Source organism: Streptomyces sp. NPDC001606, assembly GCF_053596835.1.
Genome location: NZ_JBSFHC010000009.1, coordinates 112,452 through 127,596 on the forward strand (window position 1 = coordinate 112,452; position 15,145 = coordinate 127,596).

At 75.8% G+C, this 15,145-nt stretch carries 12 protein-coding genes; 9 read left to right on the top strand and 3 right to left on the bottom strand.

Annotation, left to right across the window (positions count from 1 at the left end):
• Positions 1 to 7: 7 nt before the first annotated feature.
• On the bottom strand, positions 8 to 916 hold the full coding sequence (locus tag ACWCV9_RS18480) for a LysR family transcriptional regulator (RefSeq protein WP_450787860.1): 909 nt from the start codon (positions 914 to 916) through the stop codon (positions 8 to 10).
• 94 nt (positions 917 to 1,010) lie between these two features.
• Between ACWCV9_RS18480 and ACWCV9_RS18485 the strand changes: the two genes are divergently transcribed.
• On the top strand, positions 1,011 to 1,838 hold the full coding sequence (locus ACWCV9_RS18485) for an oxidoreductase (RefSeq protein ID WP_450787862.1): 828 nt from the start codon (positions 1,011 to 1,013) through the stop codon (positions 1,836 to 1,838).
• 33 nt (positions 1,839 to 1,871) lie between these two features.
• Here ACWCV9_RS18485 and ACWCV9_RS18490 read toward each other — a convergent pair whose 3' ends face one another.
• Complete coding sequence (locus ACWCV9_RS18490) at positions 1,872 to 2,438, bottom strand: hypothetical protein (protein ID WP_450787864.1); 567 nt, start codon at positions 2,436 to 2,438, stop codon at positions 1,872 to 1,874.
• A gap of 167 nt (positions 2,439 to 2,605) precedes the next feature.
• Here ACWCV9_RS18490 and ACWCV9_RS18495 point away from each other — a divergent pair, with 167 nt between their 5' ends.
• Together ACWCV9_RS18495 and ACWCV9_RS18500 are read left to right on the top strand one after the other, a co-directional pair.
• The gene (locus tag ACWCV9_RS18495) at positions 2,606 to 3,379 is read left to right on the top strand and encodes an IclR family transcriptional regulator (protein WP_450787865.1); all 774 of its coding nucleotides are present in this window, start codon (positions 2,606 to 2,608) and stop codon (positions 3,377 to 3,379) included.
• Positions 3,376 to 4,224, top strand: a complete 849-nt coding sequence (locus ACWCV9_RS18500) for an SMP-30/gluconolactonase/LRE family protein (RefSeq protein ID WP_450787867.1) — start codon at positions 3,376 to 3,378, stop codon at positions 4,222 to 4,224. Before ACWCV9_RS18495 ends, ACWCV9_RS18500 begins: the two co-directional genes overlap by 4 nt.
• 62 nt (positions 4,225 to 4,286) lie before the next feature.
• Here the strand turns inward: ACWCV9_RS18500 and ACWCV9_RS18505 are convergent, their stop codons facing one another.
• A complete protein-coding gene (locus ACWCV9_RS18505) occupies positions 4,287 to 4,760 on the bottom strand; it encodes a carboxymuconolactone decarboxylase family protein (RefSeq protein WP_450787869.1) in 474 nt (157 codons plus the stop codon).
• A gap of 192 nt (positions 4,761 to 4,952) precedes the next feature.
• On the opposite strand from ACWCV9_RS18505, the gene ACWCV9_RS18510 reads away from it, so the two are divergent.
• The 6 genes from ACWCV9_RS18510 to ACWCV9_RS18535 all read left to right on the top strand — a co-directional run bounded on the left by ACWCV9_RS18510 (position 4,953) and on the right by ACWCV9_RS18535 (position 15,050).
• A complete protein-coding gene (locus ACWCV9_RS18510) occupies positions 4,953 to 6,437 on the top strand; it encodes an acyl-CoA synthetase (RefSeq protein WP_450787871.1) in 1,485 nt (494 codons plus the stop codon).
• Positions 6,430 to 7,773 (top strand): carboxyl transferase domain-containing protein, encoded by a 1,344-nt coding sequence (locus ACWCV9_RS18515; RefSeq protein WP_450787873.1) that lies wholly within the window; start codon positions 6,430 to 6,432, stop codon positions 7,771 to 7,773. Before ACWCV9_RS18510 ends, ACWCV9_RS18515 begins: the two co-directional genes overlap by 8 nt.
• A 154-nt stretch (positions 7,774 to 7,927) precedes the next feature.
• Entirely contained in the window at positions 7,928 to 8,317 is a 390-nt protein-coding gene (locus ACWCV9_RS18520; protein WP_450787875.1) for a CU044_2847 family protein, read from the top strand.
• A complete protein-coding gene (locus tag ACWCV9_RS18525; protein ID WP_450787877.1) occupies positions 8,314 to 10,059 on the top strand; it encodes a VMAP-C domain-containing protein in 1,746 nt (581 codons plus the stop codon). The genes ACWCV9_RS18520 and ACWCV9_RS18525 overlap by 4 nt, the downstream gene beginning before the upstream one ends.
• 46 nt (positions 10,060 to 10,105) lie before the next feature.
• On the top strand, positions 10,106 to 11,128 hold the full coding sequence (locus ACWCV9_RS18530) for an AAA family ATPase (RefSeq protein WP_450787879.1): 1,023 nt from the start codon (positions 10,106 to 10,108) through the stop codon (positions 11,126 to 11,128).
• Entirely contained in the window at positions 11,118 to 15,050 is a 3,933-nt protein-coding gene (locus ACWCV9_RS18535) for an SAV_2336 N-terminal domain-related protein (protein ID WP_450787880.1), read from the top strand. The genes ACWCV9_RS18530 and ACWCV9_RS18535 overlap by 11 nt, the downstream gene beginning before the upstream one ends.
• The last annotated feature ends 95 nt before the right edge of the window (positions 15,051 to 15,145 follow it).

The following is a 15,145-nucleotide window of genomic DNA, read 5'->3' on the forward strand; positions in this document are numbered from 1 at the left end:
GAAGGTCTCAGCGGCGCCCACCGACCGCGGCCCGGCACGCCTCGGCGTAGTCCCGGACCAGCGGGCGGGTGCCGTCCTCCCGGCGCCAGGCCAGCACATAGCGGCTGGGGGCGAGACCGCGCACCGGGCGGGTGACGACGCCGCCCAGGGTGATCAGCGGGGCGTTGCCGACGGCGACCAGGCAGACGCCGAGGCCGGCGAGGAGCGCCTCGTACGTCTCCTCCGCCCCGGCGATCTCCGCGCCGATCCGGGGTGGCCGGCCGCCCCGGGCGTCCAGGGCGAGCCAGTGGTCGCGCAGCACACCGGCGCTGCGCGGCAGGGCCAGGAACGGCTCGTCCAGCAGGTCGGCGAAGTCGATCTCGGTGCGGGCGGCGAGCGGATGGGTCTCGGGCAGGGCGAGCAGCCGGGGCTCCTCGGCGACCACCGTCCAGTCGTAGCGCTCCTGCTCCGGCAGCGGCAGCCAGACGAAGGCGACGTCCGCGCCGCCGTCCGCCAGGCCGGCCGTGGGATCGTCCCAGCTCATCTGGCGCAGCCGGACGGTGACCTGGGGATGCGCGGCGGTGAAGCGGGAGCGGACGGCCGGCAGCAGCCCGCCCCGGCCGGGGCTGGTGCTCATGCCCACCACGAGCGTGCTGCGCTGCGCCGCCTTGGCCGCCTCCACCGCCGCCGCGCCCGCCGTCCACGCGGCCAGCACCTCCCGGGCGTGCGGCAGCAGCGCCTCACCGGCCGCCGTGAGGCCCACCCCGTGCCGGTCGCGCCGGAACAGCTCCGCCCCCAGGTGCCGCTCCAGCGCCCGGATCTGCTTGCTCAGCGCGGGCTGGGAGACATACAGCCGCTCGGCGGCCCGGGTGAAGTGGAGTTCCTCGGCGACGGTGACGAAGTACCGCAGGTCCCGGACATGCACATCGGTGGTCATAGCCGATGGTTATCACCAGAAATCTTGGACGGGCAACGATCACGTGCCGCAGGCTTGATCCTGTCGAAGAGAGCACGAGGCACAGGGAGTTGCCGTGAACAAGGTGTGGCTGGTGACCGGGGCGAGCAGCGGTTTCGGACGGGCGATCACCGAGGCGGCCGTCGCCGCCGGTGACGTGGTGGTCGGCGCGGCCCGGCGCCCCGAGGCCCTGGACGGCCTGGTGGCCGCCCATCCGGACCAGGTGGAGGCGGTGCGGCTGGACGTGACCGACGCGGCCGCGGTCGAGGCGGTGGTCGGGGATGTGGTGGCCCGGCACGGCCGGATCGACGTGCTGGTCAACAACGCGGGCCGGACCCATGTCGGGGCCGTCGAGGAGACCACCGACGCCGAGCTGCGGGAACTGTTCGACCTGCATGTCTTCGGGCCGACGGCGCTGGTCCGGGCGGTGCTGCCGCACATGCGCGAGCGGCGCTCGGGCGCGATCGTGCAGATGAGCAGCATGGGCGGGCAGATGTCCTTCGCGGGCTTCGGGGCGTACAGCGGGACCAAGTTCGCCCTGGAGGGCATCTCGGAGGCGCTGGCGGACGAGGTGGCCGAGTTCGGGATCAAGGTGCTGATCGTGGAGCCGGGCGCCTTCCGGACCTCGCTCTTCGGCTCGGGGGCCGGGGTCAGCGCGGACAGCGGGGTGTACGCCAAGGTGAGCGAGACGCGCGGCTTCGTGTCCGGCGGCGACGGCACCCAGCCCGGCGACCCGGCCAAGGCGGCCGCCGTCATCCTGGCCGCTCTGGAGGCGGAGCACACCCCGCTGCGGCTGCCGCTCGGCGACGACGGGGTGAGCGCGGTCCTGGGCCACCTGGACCAGGTCCGCGACGAGATCATCGCCTGGGAGAAGCAGACGAGGGCCACCGCGTTCGACGCGTGAGGCCCGGCTCCGGCGGCCGGCGCCCCGGGTGGCTCAGCCCGCGCGGCCGGTGAGGGCCGTGCGCTGGAGGAGGCCCCAGGTGAACTCGGCGACCAGGTCGTGGCGGGTGCCGGTGCGGTCCGGGGCGGTGAAAGCCAGGGCCCAGCGGGTGGGGGCCGTGCCCTGGAGCGGGCGGGCCGGGGGGAAGGCGCGGGCGGCCTCGTCCACCGTGCAGGACCAGGGGGTGAGGTCCTCCAGGGTCTCCAGCCTGGGGGCGGGGGCGCCGGGCGCGCGCACCAGCCACTCGTTCCACACCGCGCCGTCGGGCCCGGCCAGCACCTCGAAGCGCAGGGAGGGCCAGAGGGGCAGGGCCCAGCGGCGGGCCTCGCAGTCGAGGTCGCCCAGGCGGCGCGGGACCACGGACTCGGGCGCGCCGAGGACCGCGCGGTACCGGCCCGCGGCGGACCGGGCCCGCCGGGAGTGGACCATCGCCTGCCACCGCTTGTTGGCCTCCCGCATGTCCGCGGCCGAGGCGCCGAGCGCGCGGCGGGCGTCCTCCACCAGCCCCGGGTTGTGGTCGGCCATGCGGCGCAGCAGCACCAGCTGGAAGTCGAGATCCATGCCCCCATGGTGCCCGTGACCACGGCCGTCGCCCCCGACCCATTGCCGGGGCCAGCACTCCCTGTTTAGCCTGTGTTCGTCATGCCGATCGCCTGTTGATATATCGAACGCGATGACGCTCGAACGCCGGTATCTCGAACAGGCTGAACCAAAGGAGGGGGCCGGACGTGGGACGCCTCGTGCCTGCCGTGACCCGGGCTCTCGACATTCTTGAGCTGTTCCTCGACGGGGACGGGACGCTCTCCGCCCCCGACATCGTGCGCAGGCTCCAGCTGCCGCGCACCACCGTGCACGAGCTGGTGACCACCCTGGCGGCGCGGTCGTACATCGTGCCCGTACCCGGACAGCCCGGACGGTACCGGCTCGGGGTGCGCCCGTACCAGCTCGGCAGCCGCTACGCCGAGCAGCTCGACCTCGCCGCCGAGGGTCAGCAGGTGGCCCGCTCGGTCGCCGAGACCTGTGACGAGACGGTCCACGTGGCCATCCTCGAGGGCACCGACGTCATCTACATCGCCAAGGTCGACTCCACGCACGCGGTGCGCATGGTCTCGGCCGCCGGCCGCCGGCTGCCCGCCCACTGCACCTCCGTCGGCAAGATGCTGCTGGCCGCGCTGCCCGAGCAGGAACTGGCCGCGCGGCTCCCGGACGACGCCGAGCTGGCCGCGATGACCCCCAACAGCATCACGGATCCGGCCGCGCTGCGCGAGGCCCTGGCCCGGATCCGGGAGCGGGGCGTCGCGGTGGAGAACCGCGAGTCCAACCCGGACGTGTCCTGCGTGGCCGCGCCGGTCCGCGACCGCACCGGCCAGGTGGTCGCCGCCCTGTCCATCTCCGTGCCGATGATCCGCTGGAGCGAGGAGCGCCGGGACGAGCTGACGGAGCTGGCCGTCAAGGGCGCCGCCGAGCTGTCGGAGCGGCTGGGCCACCGGAGCGTGGCATGACGGCGGCGTACGAGGTCGCGGTGCGGGCCGAGGCCCGGCTCGGCGAGGGCCCGACCTGGGACGCGGCGGCCGGCCGGCTGCTCTGGCTGGACATCCTGGGCATGCGCATCCACACGTACGACCCGGTCACCGGCCGGCGCACCAGCCGTACGACGGAACAGCACGTCGGCGCGGCCAAGCCCCGGGCGGGCGGCGGGCTGGTGCTGAACCTGCGGGACGGCGTGGGACTCCTCGACCCCGACGACACCTTCCGCTGGCTGCACCACGAGCCGGTGCCGGGCCGGCGGGCGAACGACGCCGCCGTGGCGCCCGACGGCTCCCTGTGGGCGGGCACCATGCGCTACGACGAGACCGCCGGCGGCGGCACGCTGAGGCGGGTGACCGGCGCGGGAGAGGTGCGGACGGTCCTTCCGGACGTCGCCGTCAGCAACGGCACCGGCTGGAGCCCGGACGGCCGGCTGATGTACTACATCGACAGCCCGACCCGCCGGATCGACGTGTTCGCCTACGACGGCGAACGCGTCCACGACCGCCGCCCGCTGGTGGAGATCGAGGAGGGTGCGGGCTTCCCGGACGGCCTCACCGTCGACGCGGCGGGCTGTGTGTGGGTGGCGCTGTGGGACGGGAGCGCGGTACGGCGCTACACCCCGGCCGGCGAGCTGGACCGGGTGATCACCCTGCCCACGCCCCGGACGACGGCCTGTGCGTTCGGCGGCCCGGGCCTGACCGACCTGTACGTCACCACGGCGCGCACCGGCCTCACGGCGCCGCACCCGCTGTCCGGCTCCCTGCTGGTGATCCCGGACGCGGGCGAGGGCCTGCCCCAGCCGGCCTTCACGGGCTGACCGCCGCATCCGCCCGCCCCTTCCCGGCCAGGTTCTCCGGGAGGGGCGGGCCGGTGCGGGCGTCAGTGCACCATGCCCACCTCGTAGTGGCCGGCGGGCTGGCGGGTGATGACGTTGCCGCGGTTGAAGGCGTTGATGATGACGATCTGGGCCACCAGGGCGGCGAGCTGCTCCTCGTCGTAGTGCTTGGCGGCGTTGGCCCACACCTCGTCGCTGACCCCGCCGGCCGCGTCGGCGATCCGGGTGCCCTCCTCGGCCAGCTCCAGCGCGGCCCGCTCCGCCTCGGTGAAGACGGTGGCCTCGCGCCAGGCGGCGACCAGGAACAGCCGGGTCGGGTCCTCCCCGGCGGCCAGGGCCTCCTTGGTGTGCATGTCGACGCAGCCGGAGCAGCCGTTGATCTGGCTGGCGCGGAGCATGACCAGCTCCCGGGTGCTGGCGGGCAGCGTCGAGTCCGCCAGGCTGTGGTGGGCGGCGATGATGTGCTTGAAGACCTTCGACATGACCGGGCTGGCCATCACGTTCAACCGGGCTTCCATGGCGGGCTCCTGTGACTCTTGTCGATCGTCTGCCGATCGGTTCGTTGCCTACGCTCTTTGGACGAGACAGCCCCGCGCTCTGTGACACCGGCGGCTGTGACCTGCCTCACGGACTGATCGTCCCGGGTGGCGGTGTAGGAAGGAGGGTGTCCCCGACAGCCGGTCACGGGCCGGCAGTAAGGAGTGCGCCGCGTGTCCTCCCTCTTCCCCGCACTGGCGGACGGACCGGCCGAGCACAGCGAGATGGGGGTCCCCCCGGACGAAGTCCGGGGGATGGTCGCCCTGCGGTTCGGCGATCGGTCGCTGACCTACGGAGAGCTCGCACAGGCCGCCGGCGCGGTCGCCGCGCGGGTCCGGGAGGCGGGCCGGGTCGCCGTGTGGGCCACCCCGGAGCTGGAGACCGCCGTCGCCGTGACGGGCACGCTGCTCGCCGGGGCGGCCGCGGTGCCGCTGAACCCGAAGTCGGGCGAGAAGGAGCTGGCGCACATCCTGGCCGACAGCGCGCCGTCCCTGCTGCTGGCCGCCCCCGGCACCGAACTCCCCGCCGCGCTGCATCACTTGACGCGGGTGGACGTCGACGCCTCGGCGTCCGGAGCCCGGTTCGAGGAGCAGGGCGCGGAGGAGGACCCCGCGCTGGTCGTCTACACCTCCGGTACGACCGGACCGCCGAAGGGCGCGGTGCTGCCCCGGCGGGCCCTCGCCACCACCCTGGACGCCCTCGCCGACGCCTGGCAGTGGACCGGGGACGACGTGCTGGTGCACGGGCTGCCGCTGTTCCATGTGCACGGGCTGGTGCTGGGCATCCTCGGCCCGCTGCGGCGCGGCGGCTCGGTGCGGCACCTGGGGCGCTTCTCCCCGGAGGGCGTGGCCCGCGAGCTGGGCTCCGGCGCGACCATGCTGTTCGGGGTGCCGACGATGTACCACCGGATCGCGGAGGCGCTGCCCGGCGACCCCTCTCTGGCCAAGGCGCTGGCCGGCGCCCGGCTGCTGGTGTCGGGCTCGGCCGCGCTGCCGGTGCACGACCACGAGCGGATCGCGGCGGCGACCGGCCGCCGGGTGATCGAGCGGTACGGCATGACCGAGACCCTGATGAACACCAGCGTGCGGGCCGACGGCGAGCCCCGGGCCGGGACGGTCGGGGTGCCGCTGCCGGGCGTCGAGCTGCGGCTGGTGGAGGAGGACGGCAGCGAGATCGCCGGGTACGACGGGGAGACCGTCGGCGAGATCCAGGTGCGCGGCCCGAACCTGTTCACCGAGTATCTGAACCGGCCCGACGCCACCGCGGCCGCGTTCACCGCCGACGGCTGGTTCCGGACCGGCGACATGGCCGTACGGGAGCCGGACGGATATGTGCGGATCGTCGGCCGGAAGGCCACCGATCTGATCAAGAGCGGCGGGTACAAGATCGGGGCCGGGGAGATCGAGAACGCGCTGCTGGAGCATCCGGGGGTGCGGGAGGCGGCGGTCACCGGGGAACCGGACGCGGACCTGGGCGAGCGGATCGTGGCCTGGGTCGTGCCCGCCGACCCGCAGACGCCGCCCGCGGCCGAGGAGCTGGCCGATCACGTGGCCCGGCGGCTCGCCCCGCACAAGCGTCCGCGGGTGGTGCGGTACCGGGACTCGCTGCCCCGCAACGACCTGGGCAAGCTCATGAAGCGGGCGCTCACCGATGCCTGAGCGGCTCTCCGCGCGAGAAGTGCTGGGGTGCGTCGCCGACCCCGGCACCTTCACCGAACTCCCCAGCTCCGAAAGGCAGTCCGCTCCGGACGGCCCGCTCGACTGGCAGGGCTACGACGCCTCGCGCGCCCGGGCCGCCGAGCGCACCGGCGAGCAGGAGTCGGTCGTCTGCGGCACCGCCCGCGTGGCGGGCACCCGGGCCGTGCTGATCGCCTTCGAGTTCGGCTTCCTGGGCGGCTCGCTGGGCGAGCACACCGGCGACCGGCTGGTGGCCGCCTACGCCCATGCCCGGCACCACCGGCTGCCGGTGGTGCCGTTGATCGCGACCGGCGGCAGCCGGATGCAGGAGGGCATGATCGCCCTCACCCAGCTCCAGCGGGTGGCGCGCGAGTCGGTGCTCACCCGGGAGGCCGGGCTGGCGCAGATCGCCGTCCTGCGCGACCCCACCACCGGCGGCGGCTGGGCCACGCTGGGCGCCGGGGCGGACATCGTGCTGGCGCTGCCCGGAGCCCAGGTGGGCTTCGCCGGTTCCCGGGTCCGGCCGCCCGACGCCGACCCGGCCGCGTACACGGCCGAGGCGCAGCTGGCGGCGGGCGTGGCGGACGCGGTGGTGCCGCCCGCCGAGCTGAAGGAGGTGCTCGGGGCCTGGCTGCGGCTGCTGACGAGTCCGGCCGCCGAGGTCCCCCCGCCCGCGGCACTGGGCGGCGCCGCGCTCCCGCGCACCGGCGCGGACGCGGTCCGGCGCGCCCGCGCCGCCGAACGCCCCCGCGCCCGGGCCTACCTGGACGCCTACTTCGGCCACCGGCTCGCCATCGGCGGCGACCGGTGCGGGGGCGCCGACCCCGAGGGGATGCTGTGCGGGTTCGGCGCGCGGGACGGCCGTACGGTGGCGTACGCGGCGCAGACCGGTACGGCGACCCGACCGGCCGGCTACCGCACCGCGGCCCGGCTGATCCGGCTGGCGGACCGGCTCGGCATCCCGGTGCTGACCCTGGTGGACACCCCGGGTGCCGCCAATGACGCGGAGGCGGAGCGGCAGGGCGCCGGGGCGGCCATCGCCGAGGTGTTCGGGGCGGTGGCGGCCGCCCGGGTGCCGGTCACCACGCTGGTGGTCGGGGAGGGCGGTTCGGGCGGCGCGCTGGCGCTGGCCGCGCCCGGCAACACCTGGGTCACGCCGGACAGCTACTTCTCGGTGATCGCGCCGGAGCTGGCCGCGGCGATCCTCAAGCGCCCGCCCGAGGAGGTGGAGGCGACCGCCGGTCAGCTGTGCATCCGGCCGCAGGACCTGGTGGCGCTGGGCGTGGTCCGGGGCATCGTGGACCACCACGGGTCCTGAGACGAGCGCCATGTGCCGTTGTCCGCCCGCGTGTTGAACGATTCCGACAGGATGGTGCCCGGGATGTGACACCCGGGACACCGTCCGTAGCATGGGAGTTGGCCGACGAGTGGGTGTGCCGGGGAGACCCGGGGAACGGGGAGCGGGCGTCGTCATGGACAAGCTGGTGCAGTTCGAGACCGAGGACGGCGCACAGGTCGTGGTGGAGGGCGTCAGCGTCCTGCCCGGAGCGCGCCTCGTCTCGCGCGGCGACGGACCGGTGCAGGCGGCGCGCACCTTCGAGGGGGCGCTGGACGGCGTACGCGGGGCGGCCGCGGCGGCGCTGCGGGTCTTCCGGGACGGCAGCCTGCGCCCCGACGCGGTGGAGATCGAGTTCGGCGTGCGGCTGTCCGCGGAGGCCGGTGCCGTCATCGCCAAGGGCTCGACCGAGGGCCATCTGGTGGTCAAGCTCAGCTGGTCCCCCGGTCAGTCGCCGGCGCACGGCACCCCCGCCGCGGCCCTGCCGGGGCAGACCGCGGCGGACCCGGAGCCCGCCGAGCGGTGAGACACAGCGCCGCCTGGCACGCCCGGATCGTCTGCGGTCACGAGGTGGGCGCCGGCTTCCTCGTCACCGGCCGCCGCGTGCTCACCTGCGCCCATGTCGTCCGCTGGAGCGACAGCGCGCCGGTGACGGTCAGCTTCCCGCACGCCCGGGAGCTGGGCGAGCTGCCCGCGTCCGTGGTGTTCCAGGGCGGCTGGGCGGGCGCGGCCACCGACCCCGGCGATGTCGCCGTACTCGAACTGGACCGTGACGTCCCGCTCGCCCCGGCCGGTTTCGCGCCGCCCGACGCCGCCTACCGGGAGCCGTACCCCCGGCTGATCGCCTACGGCTTCCCCGCGGGCTACGACGAGGGCACGCTCGCCGAGTACCAGGCGGTCTCCGGGCAGTTGATCGCGGACGAGTGGCTGGAGCTGGTCGCCTGGCACGGGCACGGGCAGCCGCTCGTGGCCGGGTTCAGCGGGGCGGCCGCGACGCTGCCGGACGGCAGGGTGGCCGGCATGATCACCGCCGCCTCGGAGCTGCCGGAGGTGCGCAAGGGCCGGATGCTGCCGCTGGACGTCATGGCCCGGTACTGGCCCGAGCTGGGCGAGCTGGTGCCCACCCCGGGCCACCGGGACGACGCCCGCCGCCGGCTGTACGCCCTGCTGCGGCGGGCGGCGGACGGCGGCCGGGCGGTGTGCGACCCGCACCGGCTGTACGTGGACGTGGTGGGCCCCTTCGGGCCGCCCCTGCCGCCCGGCGGCTTCACCTCCCTGTGGGCGGCCGCCGCCTATGTGCAGTGGGAGGTGCCGGACCCGGACGCGGTGCACCGGCTCGCCGACCGGCTCCAGGACCTGCTGGACCCGGGGCAGCCGCGGCCCCCGGCGGCCGCCCCCGCTGCCGCCGCCCCGGCCGCTCCCTCCTGGTCGCCGGTCGTGGTGGAGATCGACCACAGCGGCGCCGGTCCCGACCAGGTGACCGTGGAGGTGTCCGCGTACCGCGACGGACAGCGCCGCCCGGTGGGCGCGCGCCGGCTGCCGCGCTCCGGGGTGCGGGCCTTCGTGCAGCACCGCATCGACGAGGCCCTCGCGCATCTCGCCCCGGACGCGGAGGAGCTGGTGACGTTCGTGCTGCCGCGCGAGTGGCTCAACGAGGCGGTGGCGCACTGGGAGTGCGGCGCGGACGACAGCACCCCGCTCGGCTGCGCCTACCCCCTCGTGGTCACCGACCGCGCCCGCCACCACAGCAACCGGCTGCGCCGCCAGCTGAGCCGGAAGTGGCAGAAGCTGGACTCCCGGCGCTCCGTCGGGCTGTACCGCGTCGCGTGCGACACCCAGGAGCGCCCCGCGGGCCTGCGCAAACGGCTGTGGGACGGCGACGCCGGGCTCGCCGGGTTCGCGGCCCCGCCCGCGGCGGCCCAGGAGCACTTCGAGGTCGGCCTCACCGTGCCCGTCCCGGTCCTGCTGTGGCCCCGCACCGGCTGCCCGCCCGAGGCCCACACCCCGCCGGCGCAGCCGGAGTGCGCCCCGGACGCGCCCGGCCCCGCGGACCCGCCCTGCCCCGGCACCGCGTTCCTGGACGCGCTCACCGACTCCGTCGCGGACGTCCCACCGGCCGAACTCCCGCGCCATGTGCTGTCGTTACGGATGACCGCGGCCGCCGCCGACGAGCCGGACGCGCACTGGGCGAGAGACCTGCAACTGCTCTGGGACGATCCGCGCTGCTTCCCGGAGACCACCGCCAGCCTGCACTCGCCCGTCGCCTGACCGACCGTACGACCGCCCGCCCCGCCCCCACGGAGAAGAAGAGCCCATGCCCCTGTGGCCCGTCTACACCGGTACGAACGAGCCGCACGACGGCATCACCCAGCTGCCCCCGCCACCGCCCTGGCGCGCCTTCGACGGCGGCCCCGTGCTCCCGGCGCCGGACGCGTCCGCCGACGCCTCGGCCGTCTCCCCGGACCGTATGCACCGCGCGGCGACCTACCAGGCCACCGAGGAGACGGTCCAGCTGGTCAACGCGGCCCTGTATCTGCGCCGGCCGCTGCTGGTCACCGGCCCGCCCGGCACCGGCAAGTCCTCGCTGGTGTACGCGGTCGCCCGCGAGCTGCGGCTCGGCCCGGTGCTGCGCTGGAACATCACCAGCCGCAGCACCCTCCACGACGGCCTCTACCAGTACGACCCGCTGTCCCGGCTGTACGCGGCCCGGCAGCAGGCGGCCGCGGAGCAGCAGGGGGATGCGGCCGGCGTCGAGCACCATCTGCGCCTGGGCCCCCTCGGCACCGCCCTGCTGCCGTACGGCCGGCCCCGCGCGCTGCTCATCGACGAGATCGACAAGAGCGACCTCGATCTGCCCAACGACCTGCTGAACGTGCTGGAGGAGGGCCAGTACGAGATCCCCGAGCTGGTGCGTGCCGCCCGGCTCACCCCGGACGGCGTCGCCGAGGTGCTGGTCGACGGCACCGACGACCGGGTCCCGGTGGCGCGCGGCCGGGTCCGCTGCCGCGCCTTCCCCTTCGTCGTGCTCACCAGCAACGGCGAGCGCGAGTTCCCGCCCGCCTTTCTGCGCCGCTGTGTCACCCTGCATCTGCGGCAGCCCGACGACCGGCACCTCGCCGAGATCGTCCGCGCCCACCTGGGCGAGCCCGACGGCCCCGCGCAGGCCCTGATCGACCGCTTCCTGGCCCGGTCCGGCGCCGGCGACCTGGCCACCGACCAGCTGCTCAACGCGATCTACCTGGCCCGCTCCACCGACCTGGACGCCACCTCCCTCGACCGGCTGGCCGAACAGCTGATGCCGTACCTGGGGCAGACCACGCAGTCCGATGTCTTCTGAACCCGCCGCCCCAGCCGCCCCGGCCGGCCCGGACGGCCCCGCCGGCCCCCTGGTCCGGCTGGCCGACGTGCTGGCCGCGGCCTCGCGCGGGGTCCGCCCGACCCCGCGCGAACTGGCCGAACTGCTCTGGCTGGCCCGGCACATGAGCCCGGACCCCGCCACCGCCACGCCCACCCCACCCACCGCACCCGAGCGGGAGACCCCCGCACCCCCGCACCGGCCGGCACCGGCCGACGCACCCGCGCCGCCCCCGCACCCCGCGGCGGACCCCGCCCCCGCCCGCACCCCCCGAATCCCCCTCCACCTGCCCACCCGCGGCCCCGCGGCCGCGGCGGAGCACCGGCGGCACACCACCCTGCTCGCCCCGGCGCCCCCGATGCTGCGCCACCCGCTCGCGCTGCAACGCGCGCTGCGCCCGCTGGGGCGGCGGGTCGACGCACCCGTCGGCCGGGAACTGGACGAGCGGGCCACCGCCGACCGCATCGCCCGCCTGGGCGCCGCCCCCGAGTGGTGGCTGCCGGTGCTCCGCCCCGCCCGGGAGCGCTGGCTGCGGCTGAACCTGGTGTACGACGCCGGGCCCACCATGCCGGTCTGGCGCCCCCTGGTCCGCGAACTGCACACCGCCCTGGCCCAGTCCGGCGCCTTCCGCACGGTCGCCCTGTACCGCGCCGCCGCCGACGGCACCGTGCGCGGCCCGGACCCGCAGCCGCCCGCCGACGGCCGCAGCGCCACCCTCCTCATCAGCGACTGCATGGGCCCGCAGTGGCGGGAGGGCCCCGCCGGCACCCGGTGGTACGCCACCCTGCACCGCTGGGCGCGCCGGATGCCGCTGGCCGTCGTACAGCCGCTGCCGGAGCACCTGTGGCGGGACACGGCGCTGCCCACCACCGCGGGCCGGCTGTCCGCCCCGCACCCCGCGGCGGCCCCGGCACAGCTCACGTTCACGCCGTACGAGCAGCACGAGTCCCCGCTGTCCCCCGGTGCCGTGCCGCTGCCGGTGCTGGAGCCGGAGCCGGGCTGGCTGGGGAACTGGGCGGCCCTGCTCGCCGGCCCGGGCGGGGCGGAGTTCCCCGGCGCCGTGGCCGCGCTGGACCGTCCGCTGCCGGCGGACTCCGAGGACCGTACGGACGTGGGGCTGCTGTCCGCCGAGGAGCTGGTGCTGCGGTTCCGGGCGACGGCCTCGCCCGAGGCGTTCCGGCTGGCCGGGCATCTCGCGGTGGGGCGGGCCGACCTGCCGGTGATGCGGCTGGTGCAGGCCGCCGTGGAACCGGACCCGCGTCCGCAGCACCTGGCCGAGGTCGTGCTCAGCGGCATGCTCACCGCCGTACCGGACGGCCCGCCCGGCGCCTACGCGTTCCGGGACGGCGTACGCGAGCTGCTGCTGCTCGGGCTGCCGCGCACGGCCCGCAACAGCACGACCGAACTGCTCGCGCGCGTCGGCGAGTTCATCGACCGCCGGGCCGGGCGGGCACCCGGCGAGTTCCGCGCGTCGGTGCCGTCCGAGGAGGGGACCGGGACGGCCGTGGAGGGCGATCCGTTCGCCACGGTCAGCGAGGAGAGCGTGCGCCGGCTGTCGCAGCCGGCGGCCGGGAAGCTGTTCGCGGGGCGGTACCGGCTGGTGCGGGAGACGGGCGCCTCGGGGGTCGGCTGGCTCGCCGAGGACACCCGGGACGGGGACACGCCCGTGGTGGTGTGCGTGTACCCGCGGGAGCTGCGCACCGACTTCACGGACCTGTGCGCGCGGCTGCGCAGGGTGCACCACCCCGGGATCGCCCGGGTCCGCTCCTACGGTTTCGCGGGCCCCACGCCCTATCTGGTACGCGACGTCACCCCCGGGCCCACGCTGCGCGAACGCCTCGACGGCGTCCCGGACGAGCTGTCCCCCGCCGAGATCGGCGCCCTGCTCCCGCCGCTCGCCGACGCGGTCCTCGCCCTGCACGCCGAGGACGGGCCGCGCGGCGTGCTGAACCCGCGCTCCGTCGCCCTCACCCCGGGCGGGCCGGTCCTGACGTGTCTGGACTCCGCGCCCCTGGTGAGCGGAGGCCGCGCGAAGTCGCTCTGGGCCCTGGGGAACATGGTCAAGGCCCTGTCCCGCAGCAGCCTCGCCCACGAGACGGCCGAACTCCTCGCGGCGGCCGACGAGTTGCTCGACGACGACTCCGAAGCCCAGCAGCGCGGTGTCCGTCGGCTGCTCCGGCGTCCCGCGCTCGCCACACCGCCCCCGCAGCCCCCCGCCGACGGCCCCGAGATCCACTTCACGGCCGGTGAGCTGAAGGGGCGGCCGGAAGCGCGGATCACCCTGGAGGCCACCGTGCACGAGATCCTCGCGCGCGGCTCGCTCGGCCCCCGCCAGTACCGGGTGGAGGTGCGCCCCGACGGCTACCTGGTGCGCGTCGAGCCGGGCGCCTTCCTGCTGCCCGTGCTGGTCGCCGTACTCCGCGAACTGCCGCACTCCCTCGACCGGCTGAAGAACCCGCCGCGGCTGCGCGTCACCTTCGGCGCACCGCCCGTCCAGCCGCCGCAGGCGGCCGCGGACGTGCTGGTCGTCGTGGAGCCCGCGCTGTACGACGACTTCGCCGCCAGCTCCGCCGCACAGGGCTCGCGACGCTTCTGGCCGCTGTACCGCAACAACGCCCCGGACGCCCCGCCGGCCGCCTGGTACTGCCCGCTCGGGCCGCCCGGCTCGCCGAGGGCGCCCGAGCCCGCCGAGGACGACCTGGTGCAGGGCCCGTTCATCACCGACGACCTGCGCCGGCTGGGCATCCCCACCCCGGGCCGTACCGCCGTCGTGCACACGCGGCCCGACGGTCCGCTCACCCTGCTCGACCCGATCCGCCCGTACGGCGACCGCCCGCCCCGCCCGGAGACCTACTACTGGGTCGACCTCAGCGTGCACCGGGACCGGCACACCGTGTCCCTGCCGAGTTCCGGCCCGGGCTCGTTCACCGCCTCGGTGCAGCTGTCCTGGTACGTCGTCGACCCGGTCGCCTTCGTCCGCGGGGAGACCACCGACGTCCCGGGGACCCTGCTGGCGCATGCCCGGACTTCCGCCGCCCGCTACACGCGCCGGCATCCGCTGCGCCGGGTGGACGCGGCCGAGCAGCAGGTCAACCAGGCGCTGCGCGGCGACTGGCCGGTGCCGGGGCTGACGGTGTCGTGCACCGTGCGGCTGACGACGGAGGGAAAGCCGCTGCCGGAGCCGGTGCGGCCGGTTCCGGCGCGCCGTCGGCTGTCGGGCCTGCTGTCCGCCGCCCGGGCCGTGCTGATCGGCTTCGACGGGCCGCTCGTGCGGCTGTACACGGCACGCACGGCACGCGAGAACGCGCTGTACCTGCTGTCCCTGGTGGCCGAGGGCCGCGATCCGCGGGACGCGCTGGCGGGCCGTCCGCTGCCGGTCGCGGACACCGCCGGCCGGGACGGGCTGACGCACCCGCTCGACGTCGTACGGGCCTTCGCCCAGGACCGGCTCGGCCCGAGGCTGCTGACCACCCTGGACGAGCTGGAACTGCGCGCCGTCCGCGAGGCGCCGATGACCCACCTCGCGCTGCCGCTCGTCCGGGCCCTGCACCGGTCCGGCCGCCCGGTCAGTGTGGCGACGGACGTGAGCAGCCAGGCCGTGCACCACGCCCTGACCATCCATCAGCCGCCGTTCGCGGGCATCCACGGCCGCCGCCACGACCCCGGTCGGCTCACCCCTCACCCGGACTGTCTGCGGCGCGCCCTGGCCGCCCTGGGCACCGAGCCGGAGACGGCCGTCCTGATCGGCTCCTCGGTCTGCGAACTGACCGCCGCCCAGCAGCTCGGGCTGCGCTTCATCGGTTACTCCCCCACCGCCACCGGGCGCGCGCGGCTGCGGGAGGCGGGCGGCGACGCCGCCGTCTCCTCCCTCGAACCGCTGCTGGAGGCCGCCGGTCACCTCTGACGGGCCGACACACCGGTACGCCGCCCGCAAACCCCCCATTCAGCGGCGCCCCGCCCGGCCCTCTCCAGAAGGCGCCCGGCCCCCGGCGCCGCGGA

Excerpts from the sequence above, each read along its gene's own strand:
- ACWCV9_RS18505 (WP_450787869.1), bottom strand. The coding sequence starts at position 4,760 with ATGGAAGCCCGGTTGAACGTGATGGCCAGCCCGGTCATGTCGAAGGTC.
- ACWCV9_RS18480 (WP_450787860.1), bottom strand. The coding sequence starts at position 916 with ATGACCACCGATGTGCATGTCCGGGACCTGCGGTACTTCGTCACCGTC.
- ACWCV9_RS18515 (WP_450787873.1), top strand. The coding sequence starts at position 6,430 with ATGCCTGAGCGGCTCTCCGCGCGAGAAGTGCTGGGGTGCGTCGCCGAC.
- ACWCV9_RS18490 (WP_450787864.1), bottom strand. The coding sequence starts at position 2,438 with ATGGATCTCGACTTCCAGCTGGTGCTGCTGCGCCGCATGGCCGACCAC.
- ACWCV9_RS18500 (WP_450787867.1), top strand. The coding sequence starts at position 3,376 with ATGACGGCGGCGTACGAGGTCGCGGTGCGGGCCGAGGCCCGGCTCGGC.
- ACWCV9_RS18530 (WP_450787879.1), top strand. The coding sequence starts at position 10,106 with ATGCCCCTGTGGCCCGTCTACACCGGTACGAACGAGCCGCACGACGGC.
- ACWCV9_RS18520 (WP_450787875.1), top strand. The coding sequence starts at position 7,928 with ATGGACAAGCTGGTGCAGTTCGAGACCGAGGACGGCGCACAGGTCGTG.
- ACWCV9_RS18535 (WP_450787880.1), top strand. The coding sequence starts at position 11,118 with ATGTCTTCTGAACCCGCCGCCCCAGCCGCCCCGGCCGGCCCGGACGGC.